Source organism: Aquirufa salirivi (assembly GCF_045310485.1).
GTDB lineage: Bacteria > Bacteroidota > Bacteroidia > Cytophagales > Spirosomataceae > Aquirufa > Aquirufa salirivi.
Genome location: NZ_JBEWZH010000003.1, coordinates 81,618 through 95,944 on the forward strand (window position 1 = coordinate 81,618; position 14,327 = coordinate 95,944).

Here is a 14,327-nt window from a genome sequence, read left to right on the forward strand (position 1 = left end):
ATCAAATTACAGCAATTTTTGGATAAAAAAAAACCGGTGAATACCGGTTTCTCTTTACTGAAATAATGCTTATTTAGCGAAACTTGCTTTGATTTCTTCTACATCCACCAATTTGATAATTGGTCTCTGCTTTAAAATTCTGATAGCAGATACTTTATTATTCGCTACTGCGTGATTTCTTCTGTCTTTACGTTTTAGTCTAGTTACGGCCATGTCTTGATAAATTTGGTGTGCAAAAATACGAAATATCGTTTATTAATCAAATAATAAGCCCCGATTAATTAAATTTGTTTTTTGAAATTATGCAAAAGCCCAGTAACGCAAGAGGTACAAGAGATTTTGGCCCCAAAGAAATGGCCAAGAGAAATTATGTTTTCAACATCATTCGAAAGCATTTTGAGCAATTTGGTTTTCAAGCCATTGAAACGCCAGCTATAGAAAATTTATCTACTTTGACAGGAAAATATGGAGATGAGGGAGATCAATTATTGTTCAAAATTCTTAATTCAGGAGATTATCTTTCCAAATTAACAGAACAAGACCTTCAAGAAGGTAGTAAAAAGTTTACATATAAAGTAAGTGAAAAAGGTTTACGCTACGATCTAACAGTTCCTTTTGCTCGCTTTGTGTCCATGAATCGCAATGATTTGGCATTTCCTTTTAGGCGTTATCAAATCCAACCCGTTTGGAGAGCAGATCGGCCTCAGAAAGGTCGTTATCGAGAATTTTATCAATGTGACGCTGATATCATAGGATCCAATTCTCTCTTGAATGAAGCCGATCTGATCACTTTATTCCAAGCTATTTTCAATTCCTTAAACTTGAAAGCTAACCTAGTTATTAATTCAAGAAAGGTTTTAGCAGGCGTTGTGGATGTTTTAGGTATGAATGAACATTTTGTCGATTTCGCTGTAGCCATCGATAAATTAGATAAAATTGGTTGGGATTCCGTGGCCAAAGAATTAATAGAAAAAGAATTTACAGAGGATCATTGTGCTGTTTTATCTGAATTGATTTTATTTGAGGGTAATAACCTAGCTAAAATAGATAAGTTGACTTCATTTTTTAATGGCAATTCTCAAGGTTTAGCGGGTCTAAAGGAAATAGAAGATGTGTTACGATTCATTCAACAAAATGGATTTGTAAATACGAACATCATTTTCGATTATAGACTTGCCCGAGGATTAAGTTATTATACCGGTTTAATATTTGAAGGAAAAGCTATTGATATTCCTTTTGGTTCTATTGCAGGAGGAGGAAGGTATGATAACTTAACTACCGATTTTGGATTACCTAATATGTCAGGAGTAGGTTTGTCCTTTGGAATCGAACGTATGATTGATGTCATGGATGCCTTGAATCTTTTCCCTGAAATTCCATTTAGCGGATCTAAAATTTTGTTTGCCTATTTTGATGAGGCTGGACAAACGCAGGCTTTTCAATATGTGAATGAATTGCGTAAACAAGGAATTCCTTCTGAAATTTACCCGGAAGTAGCCAAAATCAAGAAACCTTTTGAGTTTGCCGACAAAAAACGGATTCCTTTTGTAGCCGTTCTTGGAGCGCAAGAAATGGCTCAAAATAAAATGAATCTTAAAAATATGGAGAGTGGCGAGCAGGAATTACTCAGTCTGCATGAGTTAATGGAGAAAATAAAATAAAAAATGGCTAGTTGAAAGACTAGCCATTTAATTTTGATGTACTTCCGTTTTTATCTCCAAGCCTTAAATTGATTGATCAATCCATTGGTGGAACTATCGTGACTTTGAACATGATCTTCATTTTCTAATTCAGGTAAAATGGAATTAGCCAATTGCTTACCTAGTTCTACTCCCCATTGATCATAACTGAAAATATTCCAAATTACTCCTTGAACAAAGATTTTGTGTTCATACATGGCAATTAATGCTCCTAATGTAGCAGGGTTAATTTCTTTCGCTAAGATGGAATTGGTGGGTTTATTACCTTCAAAAACTTTAAATGGAGCAAGCTTGTCTTTAGCTGATTCATCTAGTCCAGCTTTATTTAATTCTGATTTTACCACTTCTAAAGATTTCCCATTCATCAATGCTTCCGTTTGAGCAAAGAAATTCGACATCAAAAGTGCGTGGTGATTACCAATTGGATTATGCGTTTTAGCAGGTGCAATAAAATCAGCAGGAATCATTTGCGTGCCCTGGTGAATCAATTGATAAAAGGCATGTTGACCGTTGGTCCCTGGTTCTCCCCAAATAACAGGCCCTGTCGCATAATTAACTCGCTTTCCTGTTCTATCCACTGTTTTACCATTGGATTCCATATCTCCTTGTTGGAAATAGGCCGCAAATCGGTGCATATACTGGTCATAAGGTAATATAGCATGTGTAGGAGCATCCCAAAAATTCACATACCAGATTCCTAAAAGTGCTAAAATTACGGGTGCATTAGCTTCTAAAGGACTATTGCTTAAGTGCAAGTCCATTTCATGTGCTCCTGATAGAAGGGATTCAAAGTTATCATATCCAATGGATAAACAAATAGACAATCCAATGGCAGACCAAAGAGAATATCTTCCTCCAACCCAATCCCAAAATGCAAACATGTTGGCCGAATCGATACCAAATTTTTCTACTTGAGTTTTATTCGTAGATAAAGCGACAAAATGTTTTGAAACCGCCGACTCTTCTTGGGCCGTTTGTAAGAACCAATCGCGAGCTGTAAAGGCGTTGGCCATGGTTTCTTGTGTCGTAAATGTTTTAGAAGCTATTAAAAATAAAGTAGTTTCCGGATTTACTTTTTTCAATGTTTCAGCAATATGAGTACCGTCCACATTACTCACAAAATGTATATTCAAATGCGTCTTGTAAGGTTTCAAAGCTTCGGTCACCATCACGGGACCTAGGTCTGAACCACCAATTCCAATGTTGACAATATCAGTAATGCTTTTATTAGTATATCCTTTCCAAGCCCCGGAAATCACTTGTTCCGTAAATTCTTTCATGTGAGCTCTCACTTGATGTATATCTGCATTGATATCAACACCATGTAACATTTGGGATTGTCCCTTAGGTTTTCTTAAAGCCGTATGTAAAACGGCTCTGCCTTCTGTTTGGTTAATTGCCTCACCTTGTAGTTGAGCTTGAATGGCCGATTCTAATTGGCACTCTTTGGCTAAATCAATTAAATGTGTGAATGTTTCTGCATCTAGGATATTTTTAGAATAATCAATAAATATATCTTGAAAGAAAATACTAAACATTTTTTGTCTTTCGCTATCAGCTTGAAATAAGGCTGTAATAGAACTAGATTCTAAACGCTTTTTGTCAGATAATAGCTTTTGGTAGGCAGTGGTTTGGGTAAAATTAATCGTGGATAGCATAATATTTATTTGATTAGCATGGAAGCAAATTCTGAATGATCACCCAAAAATACATTATAATCCCAAGATTTGGAATTTCCTTGAAGCTTGCCTTGCTTGCTATACTGCCAAAAACGCAGATTATCAGCATTTACAATGGTATTGGTTTCGTAGCTAGCTAACCACAAAGGAAAATCAGTAAACTCCTCATTATTAAATAAATCAGCGTACATCCGTGTGTTGGTATATAGGATAGGTTTGATATGATAGTACTCAGTTAAATAATCTAAAAAAGCCTTGATATCTTTTCTGATTTTTTTGTGACTAACCCTGTTCGTGACTTCAATATCACAAACAGGAGGGAGGTCCCCCTCTTGAAGTTTCACCATTTTACAAAAATTTTTAGCTTGTTCAATGGGGTCTCTAGTTGGGATATAAAAATGATAGGCTCCAGCTATTAATCCTTTTTGTTTGGCTTTACGCCAATTAACTTGAAAATTGGGATCTTGCAAGCTTCGACCTTCGGTTGCCTTAATAAATACAAATTTTAAAGAAACCGTATCAAAAATTTCTAATTCACTCAGGTGATTCCAGGGGACAATACCATTATGATGGGATACATCAATACCGTGAATCGCGTGCTTTTGTGGTACTTCAATTTGAATGGCATCACTGTAAGAAAACTGATGCCCTTCAGCATCAGTTAGTGAGCTTATATAAGAAAAAAGAATCCAGCAAAAGCTAAGAACTGCAAGGAAACTAACAATAAGCTGAATTCTTTTTTTCTTCAATTTTTTGGCTGGAATAACCAAATTTACAAAATCTTATAGATTTGGTTGAGGTGTTTTTCTCAAATATGGCTTCACCGTTGTAAATCCTTTAGGAAACTTGGTCATAGCATCTTCATTGGAAACCGCAGGTGTGATAATGACATCTTCTCCATTTACCCAATCAGCAGGAGTAGCTACTTGATAGTTTGCCGTTAACTGCAAAGAATCGATAACACGTAAAATTTCAGTGAAATTACGTCCGGTTGATGCTGGATAAGTTAGTGTAAGCTTGATTTTTTTATCAGGTCCAATAATAAATACGGAACGAACTGTCGCTTTTTCTGAGGCATTGGGATGAATCATATCATACAATAAGGCCACTTTTTTCTCGGGATCAGCGATAATGGGGAAATTTACTTGTACGTTGTTTACTTCTTCTATATCGGGTACCCATTTATTGTGAGACTCCAAACTATCGACCGAAATAGCAATGGCTTTAACGCCTCTTTTGCTAAACTCTCCATTTAATAAAGCTGTTTTTCCTAGTTCAGTTGTACAAACGGGAGTAAAGTCTGCGGGGTGACTAAAAAATAATACCCATGAATTTCCAATCCATTCGTGAAAATTAATAGGTCCTTGGGTTGTTTCAGCGCTGAAATCGGGCGCTATATCTCCTAATCTTAATGACATGATGATAGGTGTTTAAAGTGAATTATCTACCGAATTTATAGACTAATTATCAAATAAAAAAGCAATCCTAAAATAGAATTGCTTTTAACATTACACTTCATCAACAAACTAAAAACCAAATAATAAAAATGCTGTAGGAGAAGGATTCGAACCTCCAAGATGCGGTTAGCCATATCGCAGAACTGATTTAGTGGTCAACCCATTACGCTACGTTTATCCCGAACTCACCACCCCCGAGACAGGAGGGCACGTCTGCCAATTTCATCACCCTACAATGAAATAATATTTACCTTTGTAATTATTATGTCTCAAAATTATAAATCATTTTTAAATTTTCAAAATAATTTAAAGAAAATCTGATTTTTTTGAGTAATTTTTAAAAATATTATCAATTTGTTGAAAATATTATGGATAAAAAATTTGATCTAGACCCACTAGACTATAAAATTTTAGAAATTTTAGTGAGCGATTCCAATCTACCTTACACGGAAATCGGTCAACGTTTAGATGTTTCCGGTGGAACTGTACATGTAAGGATGAAAAAAATGGAAGCATTGGGCATTGTGAAAGGAGCTCAGCTTTTAATTGATTATTCCAAAATAGGGTGGGACATCACCGCTTTTCTAGGAATTTACCTAGATAAAAGCTCGCTATATGAAGATGTGGCTAAACAATTAGAAAAGATACCTGAAGTGGTCAACATTCATTATACAACAGGTATTTATTCCATTTTTGCCAAAATTATCTGTCGAGATACCCAACACTTACGTGAAGTTCTTCATGATAAAATTCAAAGGGTAACGGGTATTCAACGTACGGAAACTTTTATCTCTTTGGAAGAAAGTTTAATTAGAAATACACCTTTATTTTAGTTTATTTAGAATAGTTCTAATTAAATGCTTACAAAACTAAATTTTGCTTTGTAATTTTGTGTTTCTTTAGAAACAAAGGTTATGGCAGAAAAGGTAGATGATATATTACAGGAAGTTACTACTTCCGATTATAAATACGGTTTTGAATCTCATTTTGATACGGATGAGGCTCCAATCGGTTTGGATGAGTCCACCATTCGTTTTATATCAGACAAAAAGAATGAACCCGAATGGATGTTTGAATGGCGATTAGCTGCATTTCGCTATTGGAAAACTTTGCAAGAGCCCACTTGGGCTAATGTATCATATAAACCTACAGACTACCAATCGTTAAAATATTATTCGGCTCCAAAGCCTAAAAAGCAATTGAATTCCTTGGATGAAATCGATCCTGAACTTCGTAGAACTTTTGAAAAGTTAGGAATTTCATTAGATGAACAAAAACGATTATCCAATGTAGCCGTTGATGCTGTCATTGATTCAGTTTCAGTAGCCACTACTTTTAAAGAAACCTTAGCCGAAAAGGGCATTATTTTTTGTTCTATTTCGGAAGCTGTAAGAGAACATCCTGAATTAATTAAAAAATACTTAGGTAGCGTAGTACCTGTTAAAGACAATTATTTTGCTGCCTTAAATGCAGCTGTATTTTCAGATGGTTCATTCTGTTATATTCCCAAGGGAGTTCGTTGCCCAATGGAACTTTCTACTTATTTCCGTATTAATGCCTCAGGAACAGGTCAGTTTGAGCGTACGTTAATTATAGCTGATGAAGACTCCTATGTAAGTTATTTAGAAGGTTGTACGGCACCCATGCGTGATGAAAATCAATTGCATGCGGCGGTGGTAGAAATTTTTGTTCACGCTGGTGCAGAAGTGAAATATTCAACGGTCCAAAACTGGTATCCAGGTGATAAAGAGGGCAAAGGTGGTATTTATAATTTTGTAACCAAGCGCGGTATTTGTGATGGAGCGCATTCCAAATTGTCCTGGACTCAAGTAGAAACGGGTTCTGCTGTTACTTGGAAATATCCTTCTGTTATTTTAAAAGGGGATTATTCTATTGGTGAGTTTTATTCAGTGGCGGTAACCAATAATCATCAACAAGCGGATACGGGTACTAAGATGATTCATTTAGGAAAACATTCAAAATCTAGAATTGTATCCAAAGGTATTTCTGCGGGTGTTTCACAAAATTCTTATCGTGGATTAGTACAAGTAGCCAAAAGAGCAGAATCTGCTAAGAATTATTCTCAATGCGATTCACTGCTTTTAGGTGATCGTTGTGGTGCTCATACGTTTCCTTACTTAGAAGTTAAGAATAATACTGCATCGGTAGAACATGAAGCTACGACATCTAAAATAGGTGAAGATCAAATCTTTTATTGTAACCAAAGAGGTTTATCTACTGAAACCGCGATTGCGTTAATTGTCAACGGTTATGCCAAAGAGGTATTAAATCAGCTCCCGATGGAGTTTGCTGTTGAAGCTCAGAAATTATTGGCAATATCACTTGAAGGATCCGTAGGTTAAACTATTTAATTCCTCCTGTGTGTATACATACCAAAGTACTTCCTGCTGGGAAGTACTTTTTTTTGAGTAAATCATAGACTCCGTACATCATTTTACCTGTATAGGTAGGTTCAATCGCAATATGATGATGTTTTTCAAATAAGTCACAAAAGGCCACAAGTTCAGGCGGTCTAGATGCATACTTTCCCAATAAGTAATCCTTTACTAGTTGGAGCTTAGGAAGCTCAAATTGGAACTCATGGACATGTTCTTTAATTTCCATTTCATTGTTCAAACAAAGTATACCCATTGTATTGACCTTGGAATATTTCGCTAAGCCTAATATGGTAGTTCCTGTTCCAACCGCACTTATTAGAAAATCGGGTTGAATGACATGCTGTATTTCGTCTACCAAGGCTTTCATACCATCTATTCCAAGTGAAGAATAACCTCCTTCTGGTATTATCCAATAATCTTCTGACTTAAGTTGATTGGGTACTTCTTTTTTGCGGTAATAATCTCGGTCGACAAAGTATAATTCCATACCCATGGCTTCAATTTGACTCAAATATGGGTTACTCTTAGATGATAATTCTTCTCCTCTTACGATTCCTATACAAGGAATTTGTAACATTTGACCCACAAAAGCCAAGGCATATAAATGATTGGAATAAGCACCGCCAAAACTTATAATTCCCTTTTTGGGATTATCTTGGGCGATACGGATATATTCCTTTAATTTGCGCCACTTATTGCCAGAAACCGTGGGATGAATCAAATCATCTCGCTTGAAAAATAATCGTATGTCTTGTTCATTCCAAAGAGGATCAAACAATTCAACGACCGGTGAGGGTATTTGTAAATAGTTTTTTTCAAAAGCAGATATGTCCATAGATAATGAAATAGATTCCATTGAGAGTGAAGATGATTTGTTCGAACATTTCAATTTCACGGTGGACAAAGGTCAACAATTACTTAGAATAGATAAATACCTACTTCTAAAAATTTCGAATGCCACTCGTTCAAAAATTCAATCAGGAATAGAGGCTGGTTCAGTTAAAGTAAATGGTCTTACTATTAAGTCGAATTATAAGGTTAAACCCTCAGACGAGATTGTAGTATCTTTTTCTCATCCTCCACGCGACAAAGATATAGTTGCTGAAAATATCCCTTTGGATATTATTTACGAAGACCAAGAGCTTATATTGGTGAATAAACCATCGGGTATGGTGGTGCATCCTGCTCATGGTAATTGGGAAGGTACTTTAGTAAATGCCTTACTCTACCATTGTCAGCATTTGCCAGGAAAGGGAGATATTCGTCCAGGTTTAGTTCATCGAATAGATAAAGATACTTCAGGTATATTAGTCGTCGCTAAATCAGAATTTTCATTAAATCACCTAGCTAGGCAGTTTTTTGATCATACCATTGATCGAACTTACTATGCGATTTGTTGGGGGGTACCCAAAGTAAGTAAAGCCACACTTCGTGGGAAAATAGATCGTAGCCCTCGCGACAGGAAAGTCATGATGATGTTTCCAGAAGAAGCTGAGCATGGGAAATTAGCCATTACGCATTATGAAGTGATGGAATCTTTTGTTTTTTGTTCTTTGGTTCGATTCAATTTAGAAACGGGAAGGACGCATCAAATTAGAGCTCATGCGGCATCTATTGGACACCCACTATTATCTGATGCGGCATATGGTGGAGATAAAATTCGTTATATGAGTTCTATTGCCAATTTTAAAACCTTTGCGGCCAATATCATGAAATTATGTCCAAGGCAGGCATTACATGCTTTTTCCTTAGGTTTTGATCATCCTAAAGCCAACGAACGTATTTATTTTGAACAGGATTTTCCTGAAGACATGCGGGAAGTTTTATATCGATTAAGAGAAGTTACTAATCATGGAGCAAATAGAAATTAGAAAAGCGGGAATAGAGGATGTTCCATCCATTTTTGGCTTAGTAAAAGAATTAGCTTTATTTGAAAAGGCACCCAATGAAGTAAGTTCGAGTTTGGAAGATTTCATTCAACATGGGTTTGGAGAAAACCCCATTTTTTCAGCTAACCTCATTTATTATCAAGGAAATTTGGCCGGTTTTTCACTCTGGTATTTTCGTTTTTCCACCTGGAAAGGAAAACGATTTTATTTGGAAGATCTATTCATCAAAGAAGAATATCGTTCCCTAGGTTTGGGTAAACTGCTGTTAGATGAAGCTGTCAAAGAAGCTAAACGTACACATTGTACAGGTATGATGTGGCAAGTACTTGATTGGAATGAATCAGCTATTCAATTTTACAGTAAATACAGTGTCAAATTTGACAAAGGCTGGTTAAATGTGCATCTGGATATATAATTTCCGATGCACATTTAATTTAGTGAATAATGATCTGTTTTTCGATATCCTCTAATGAGGCCCCTTTTGTTTCTGGCATTAGAAACATGACGTAAAAGAATTGGCCAACCATCATCACACCAAATAGGCTAAAAATGATTGTCCCACCAAAGTTTTCAGTCAATATTGGAAAAAAATTAGCTACTAATGCGGCTAATAGCCAATGAGTTAATGATCCCCAAGCCATCCCAGAAGCCCTAACAGAATTTGGAAAAATTTCTGATATAAATACCCAAATGACAGATCCTTGGCCTATAGCATGAGAAGCAATAAATAAAAATATATAAATAGGTACAAAAGCATATGATTCTTGATAAAAAGAGAATGCGATGAGTCCTAAGGAAATTATATATCCCACGGAACCTATGTACATCAGTATTCTTCTACCAATTTTATCAATAAAATACCAACCCAATAAGGTGAATAATAAGTTGGCCACTCCAATTCCTGCCGTGGATAACAATGCACTTTCTTTACCTAAACCCGTTAGCTCATATATCCGAGGAGCATAATAAATAATGGCGTTGATTCCAGACATCTGATTAAAAAAGGCAAATAAGAAGGCGAGGAGTAAGGGAGTGAAGAACTTTTTTGAAAATAGACGTTCTTTTTTGATTTGCGCTTTCGCATTGTCTAAGATTCGCTTTAAAGTGCCTTCAGGATCTGGATCAGCCAAGGTCAAGACTTTTAAGGCTCCTGCTTGATCATTTCTTTTCAACAATAAAAACTGTGGCGTTTCTGGGGTAAATAAAATTAAGAATGAAAATAATAAGCTCGGAATGGCCACCATACCTAACATATAGCGCCAATCATCTTCGCCACCTTGCAGCAAATAATTAGAAATATAAGCTAATAAAATTCCCAAAACTACATTCAATTGAAAGGAAATAACCAGTTTACCACGATGCTGTGGTGGGGCTATTTCGGAAATATAAATAGGAGCCACGACCGAAGATGCACCAATTCCTAATCCGCCTAGGAATCGAAATATCATAAATAAATTGACATCAGTGGCCAAAGCCGCTCCTATAGATGAAACAAAAAAACTAATGCCTATCCAAAGCAAAGTTTGTTTTCTTCCAAATTTATCAGCGGGAATACCACCCAAAGCTGCACCGACAACGGTACCATACAATGCGGTAGCAACGGCTAAACCATGAGTCCAACTATCTAAATGCCATAATTTTTGAATCGCTAATTCCGCACCTGAAATAACAGCGACATCTAAACCAAATAACATTCCACCTAGACCAACGGTTATAGACCAAAAAATGACATGTTTATTCATACCAATAGTAATTGAAATTGTATATTGAATAAAGATAATTAAATATCCGAAAAATTCAATTGATTTTAATTATTCTTTACTTAATGCAAACTTGCTAATACCACTTGCTAAAACTCCTAGAATGATAAGCAGTACTAAGGCTCGTTGTAATCCCAAGTATTCAGAAAGAAATCCAATCACCACGGGACCTAACATAAATCCAATATATGCGATGGTAGAAACTGCAGCAATAGCCATGGCAGGTGAAGTATCACGGGTATTTCCAGCTTGTGAATAGATCATTGGGACGATGGTTGAAATGCCTAAACCAGTAATAAAGCATCCCAAAATTAACACATTGACATTCGTAAAAAGTACTGTAATGCTCATACCTAAAGCAATTAAAATTCCATTGAACATCAGAATATTTCTAATGGAAATATGTTTGGCTGCCCAATCTCCTAAGAAACGTCCGATAACCATGGAAAATGCAAATGATGAAAAACCAATGGTAAATGGATATCCATTTAAATCAGGTAACAATTTAAAATATAGACTAATCCAATCTGCCATAGCACCTTCACAAAGCATTCCGCAAAAAGCAATAAATGAAAGAATCAGTAAATAGTTATTTATTTTAAACTTGGCTTGGACAACTTCATTTTCTTGCTCTGCATTTTTTGTATCAGCTAATAGGGCCTTATAAACACCTATAATTGAAACCAAATTACATATAGCTATGAGATAAAAGTGATGTTCTAATGTAATGTTCTTTTTCACTAAATAACCGCCAAGCAATGAACCTATCATCAAACCAATAGAAAATATGGCATGAAATGAAGACATGATTTTCTTTTTAGTCAATTTTTCTAAAGTGACCACTTGGGTATTCATGGAAATATTTAATAAGTCTCCCGCCATTCCAAATGAAAACAAACCAATAAATAGAAATAAGGAACTAGAAATATACGTTAATGCCGGCAATATGACAATGTATAAAACGACGGACAGCAGACAGATGATTTTCGAATTATAGCGAGCAATTAACCATCCAGCTAAGGGGAGGGAGACCATGGAACCAATAGGTAGTCCCATCAGTATACTACCTAATTCAGCATCTGATAATGATAAAAAATCTTTGAAATCAGGAATTCTAGTTGCCCAAGAAGCAAAATTCAATCCACATATCAAGAATAATACACTAATAGCAAGTCTAGCTTGAAGCATAGAAATCAATAACTATAAAAATAAATGACCTACTTCTTTCCAAGTACTAACACGTTCGTAGTCGTGTATATGAAGGTTATGTAGTGCAGAATAAAGAATGGGTTTACCCGTAAATGAGGCAAGATTTTTCTCATGATCATCAATCAGGTAGTCTGCTTGAATCATATATTTATGACCACAAAATACGGTGTGTTTCCATCCTATAAAGGGGAAATGCTGCTCTAACCAAATCAACTTTTCTTTCATCGATTCTGGAAATTCTGTAGCGGCAGATACAATGAAAACTTCGTATTTTTCTTGCAATTTTTTAACCACATCAATGGCATCTTCTTTTACATCAATGTCCAGGAAAAAACCAGGTTCCCACAAAAATTGATTGTTGGCTTGATAATCTTCGTAAAAGGCTAATTTCAACGCATCACTTTGCACTAAATCAGCATGTTGATACGATTTATTTAAGCGATGGTTTATTTGATTGATTATTTTAATGGACGTATCAGCTAAGACATCATCCATATCAATGGCAATTCTTTTCATTGAGAGTATTGTAAAAAAAAACTCCCCAAAGATGGGGAGTTTTCACTTAAAAATCTAATTTAATTACATCATGCCGCCCATTCCGCCACCGCCTTGTCCATGACCATGAGCAGGTTCAGAAGCTGGTTTGTCAGCTATGACACATTCTGTAGTTAATAATAATCCTGCAATGGAAGCAGCATTTTCTAAAGCCAAACGAGTTACTTTAGTTGGGTCAATTATACCCGCGGCAATCATATTCTCGTATTTGTCTTCACGTGCATTGTATCCGAAATCATCTTTTCCTGCTTTAACGGCATTGATAACTACGGATCCTTCGCCACCTGCATTAGAAACGATTGTACGTAAAGGAGATTCAACAGCCTGACGGATGATGTTGATACCTGTATTTTGGTCTTCGTTCTCGCCTGTCAAGGTATCTAAAGCACTGATTGCGCGAATTAAAGCAACACCACCACCTGCAACGATTCCTTCTTCAACAGCCGCTCTAGTAGCATGTAAAGCATCATCCACACGGTCTTTCTTTTCTTTCATTTCTATTTCAGTAGCAGCTCCAATATAAAGGATAGCCACACCACCTGAAAGTTTCGCTAAACGCTCTTGTAATTTCTCACGATCATAATCAGAAGTCGTGTTTTCAATTTGCGCTTTGATTTGGTTAACACGATTCTCGATATCGCCTTTAGAACCATTTCCATTAACAATAGTTGTGTTGTCTTTATCAATGATCACTTTCTCAGCTTGTCCAAGGTATTCCAAAGTAGCATTTTCTAATTTGAATCCTCTTTCTTCTGCGATAACTGTACCACCTGTTAAGATAGCAATGTCTTCTAACATCGCTTTTCTACGATCACCGAAACCAGGAGCTTTAACAGCAGCTACTTTCAGAGCACCACGGATTTTGTTCACTACTAAAGTAGCTAAAGCCTCACCATCAACATCTTCAGAGATAATCAACAATGGACGGCCAGTTTGAGCTACAGCTTCTAATACAGGAAGTAATTCTTTCATAGAAGAAACCTTCTTCTCAGAAATCAAAATGAATGGTTTTTCTAATTCCACTTCCATTTTGTCTGTATTAGTCACAAAATACGCAGATAAATATCCACGATCAAATTGCATACCTTCTACCGTTTTAACTTCTGTCTCAGTTCCACGAGCTTCTTCAACCGTGATTACACCTTCACGACCCACTTTTTCCATGGCTGAAGAAATCATTTTACCGATTTCCACATCATTGTTAGCTGAGATAGTAGCAACTTGTGCAATTTCAGTAGAGGTAGTAATAGGACGAGATTGAGTTCTCAAGTTACCTACAATAGCTTCAACAGCTTTCTCGATACCACGTTTCAAATCCATTGGATTAGCACCTGCGGCCACGTTCTTAGAACCGATCGTGTAAATAGATTGAGCCAATACAGTAGCAGTAGTAGTACCATCACCAGCTTGATCAGCTGTTTTGGAAGCTACTTCTTTCACTAATTGAGCACCCATATTTTCCACAGGATCCTCTAATTCAATTTCTTTTGCTACAGAAACACCGTCTTTTGTAATAGAAGGAGATCCAAATTTTTTATCAATGATTACATTACGTCCCTTAGGTCCTAATGTTACTTTTACGGCGTTCGCAAGGGTATCAACCCCTCTTTTCATTTTTTCTCTCGCCTCGGTGTCAAAATATAGTTCTTTTGCCATTTTGTTAAATAAATTTTACTGGT

At 36.1% G+C, this 14,327-nt stretch carries 14 protein-coding genes; 5 read left to right on the forward strand and 9 right to left on the reverse strand.

All coding sequences use genetic code 11. From position 1 onward, the window contains the following. Positions 1-69: 69 nt before the first annotated feature. Positions 70-213: a hypothetical protein gene (locus U0R11_RS04750; RefSeq protein WP_166228046.1), complete on the reverse strand. Its 144-nt coding sequence runs from the start codon at positions 211-213 to the stop codon at positions 70-72. Between the two features lie 89 nt (positions 214-302). Here U0R11_RS04750 and hisS point away from each other — a divergent pair, with 89 nt between their 5' ends. After that, positions 303-1,661, forward strand: coding sequence for a histidine--tRNA ligase (hisS, locus tag U0R11_RS04755; RefSeq protein WP_406750154.1), 1,359 nt, complete (start codon positions 303-305; stop codon positions 1,659-1,661). A gap of 50 nt (positions 1,662-1,711) precedes the next feature. Here hisS and pgi read toward each other — a convergent pair whose 3' ends face one another. Genes pgi through U0R11_RS04770 form a run of 3 tightly spaced genes read right to left on the reverse strand, consistent with a single transcriptional unit; the run spans position 1,712 to position 4,797 of the window. Beyond that, complete coding sequence (gene pgi, locus U0R11_RS04760; protein ID WP_406750156.1) at positions 1,712-3,358, reverse strand: glucose-6-phosphate isomerase; 1,647 nt, start codon at positions 3,356-3,358, stop codon at positions 1,712-1,714. Positions 3,359-3,363: 5 nt separating this feature from the next. Then, positions 3,364-4,128, reverse strand: coding sequence for a glycoside hydrolase family 25 protein (locus U0R11_RS04765; protein WP_406750157.1), 765 nt, complete (start codon positions 4,126-4,128; stop codon positions 3,364-3,366). A 33-nt stretch (positions 4,129-4,161) separates the two neighbouring features. Beyond that, positions 4,162-4,797: a peroxiredoxin gene (locus U0R11_RS04770; protein ID WP_406750159.1), complete on the reverse strand. Its 636-nt coding sequence runs from the start codon at positions 4,795-4,797 to the stop codon at positions 4,162-4,164. Between the two features lie 407 nt (positions 4,798-5,204). Between U0R11_RS04770 and U0R11_RS04775 the strand changes: the two genes are divergently transcribed. Together U0R11_RS04775 and sufB are read left to right on the forward strand one after the other, a co-directional pair. Beyond that, positions 5,205-5,669, forward strand: a complete 465-nt coding sequence (locus U0R11_RS04775; protein WP_109322930.1) for an Lrp/AsnC ligand binding domain-containing protein — start codon at positions 5,205-5,207, stop codon at positions 5,667-5,669. An 81-nt stretch (positions 5,670-5,750) separates the two neighbouring features. After that, the gene (sufB, locus tag U0R11_RS04780) at positions 5,751-7,199 is read left to right on the forward strand and encodes a Fe-S cluster assembly protein SufB (protein ID WP_406750161.1); all 1,449 of its coding nucleotides are present in this window, start codon (positions 5,751-5,753) and stop codon (positions 7,197-7,199) included. Between the two features lies 1 nt (position 7,200). Here sufB and U0R11_RS04785 read toward each other — a convergent pair whose 3' ends face one another. Further along, positions 7,201-8,070: a 1-aminocyclopropane-1-carboxylate deaminase/D-cysteine desulfhydrase gene (locus U0R11_RS04785; RefSeq protein ID WP_406750162.1), complete on the reverse strand. Its 870-nt coding sequence runs from the start codon at positions 8,068-8,070 to the stop codon at positions 7,201-7,203. Between U0R11_RS04785 and U0R11_RS04790 the strand changes: the two genes are divergently transcribed. After that, the gene (locus U0R11_RS04790; RefSeq protein WP_406750163.1) at positions 8,063-9,106 is read left to right on the forward strand and encodes an RluA family pseudouridine synthase; all 1,044 of its coding nucleotides are present in this window, start codon (positions 8,063-8,065) and stop codon (positions 9,104-9,106) included. The two genes, U0R11_RS04785 and U0R11_RS04790, sit on opposite strands and share 8 nt — an antisense overlap. Next, positions 9,087-9,539 (forward strand): GNAT family N-acetyltransferase, encoded by a 453-nt coding sequence (locus U0R11_RS04795; RefSeq protein WP_406750165.1) that lies wholly within the window; start codon positions 9,087-9,089, stop codon positions 9,537-9,539. Before U0R11_RS04790 ends, U0R11_RS04795 begins: the two co-directional genes overlap by 20 nt. A gap of 19 nt (positions 9,540-9,558) precedes the next feature. On the opposite strand, the gene U0R11_RS04800 is transcribed toward U0R11_RS04795, so the two are convergent. From U0R11_RS04800 to groL, 4 genes are all read right to left on the reverse strand, one after another. Further along, the gene (locus tag U0R11_RS04800; protein WP_406750580.1) at positions 9,559-10,872 is read right to left on the reverse strand and encodes a sugar porter family MFS transporter; all 1,314 of its coding nucleotides are present in this window, start codon (positions 10,870-10,872) and stop codon (positions 9,559-9,561) included. Between the two features lie 63 nt (positions 10,873-10,935). After that, entirely contained in the window at positions 10,936-12,072 is a 1,137-nt protein-coding gene (locus tag U0R11_RS04805) for an MFS transporter (RefSeq protein ID WP_406750167.1), read from the reverse strand. A gap of 12 nt (positions 12,073-12,084) precedes the next feature. Beyond that, positions 12,085-12,609, reverse strand: a complete 525-nt coding sequence (locus U0R11_RS04810; protein WP_406750168.1) for a 5' nucleotidase, NT5C type — start codon at positions 12,607-12,609, stop codon at positions 12,085-12,087. A 63-nt stretch (positions 12,610-12,672) separates the two neighbouring features. Then, complete coding sequence (gene groL, locus U0R11_RS04815; RefSeq protein ID WP_406750170.1) at positions 12,673-14,304, reverse strand: chaperonin GroEL; 1,632 nt, start codon at positions 14,302-14,304, stop codon at positions 12,673-12,675. Between the last annotated feature and the right edge of the window lie 23 nt (positions 14,305-14,327).

What these genes read in the sequence shown, in the direction of transcription:
- U0R11_RS04750 (WP_166228046.1), bottom strand. Translation starts at nt 213, where the DNA reads ATGGCCGTAACTAGACTAAAACGTAAAGACAGAAGAAATCACGCAGTA.
- hisS (WP_406750154.1), top strand. Translation starts at nt 303, where the DNA reads ATGCAAAAGCCCAGTAACGCAAGAGGTACAAGAGATTTTGGCCCCAAA.
- pgi (WP_406750156.1), bottom strand. Translation starts at nt 3,358, where the DNA reads ATGCTATCCACGATTAATTTTACCCAAACCACTGCCTACCAAAAGCTA.
- U0R11_RS04770 (WP_406750159.1), bottom strand. Translation starts at nt 4,797, where the DNA reads ATGTCATTAAGATTAGGAGATATAGCGCCCGATTTCAGCGCTGAAACA.
- U0R11_RS04775 (WP_109322930.1), top strand. Translation starts at nt 5,205, where the DNA reads ATGGATAAAAAATTTGATCTAGACCCACTAGACTATAAAATTTTAGAA.
- sufB (WP_406750161.1), top strand. Translation starts at nt 5,751, where the DNA reads ATGGCAGAAAAGGTAGATGATATATTACAGGAAGTTACTACTTCCGAT.
- U0R11_RS04790 (WP_406750163.1), top strand. Translation starts at nt 8,063, where the DNA reads ATGTCCATAGATAATGAAATAGATTCCATTGAGAGTGAAGATGATTTG.
- U0R11_RS04785 (WP_406750162.1), bottom strand. Translation starts at nt 8,070, where the DNA reads ATGGACATATCTGCTTTTGAAAAAAACTATTTACAAATACCCTCACCG.
- U0R11_RS04795 (WP_406750165.1), top strand. Translation starts at nt 9,087, where the DNA reads ATGGAGCAAATAGAAATTAGAAAAGCGGGAATAGAGGATGTTCCATCC.
- U0R11_RS04805 (WP_406750167.1), bottom strand. Translation starts at nt 12,072, where the DNA reads ATGCTTCAAGCTAGACTTGCTATTAGTGTATTATTCTTGATATGTGGA.
- U0R11_RS04810 (WP_406750168.1), bottom strand. Translation starts at nt 12,609, where the DNA reads ATGAAAAGAATTGCCATTGATATGGATGATGTCTTAGCTGATACGTCC.
- groL (WP_406750170.1), bottom strand. Translation starts at nt 14,304, where the DNA reads ATGGCAAAAGAACTATATTTTGACACCGAGGCGAGAGAAAAAATGAAA.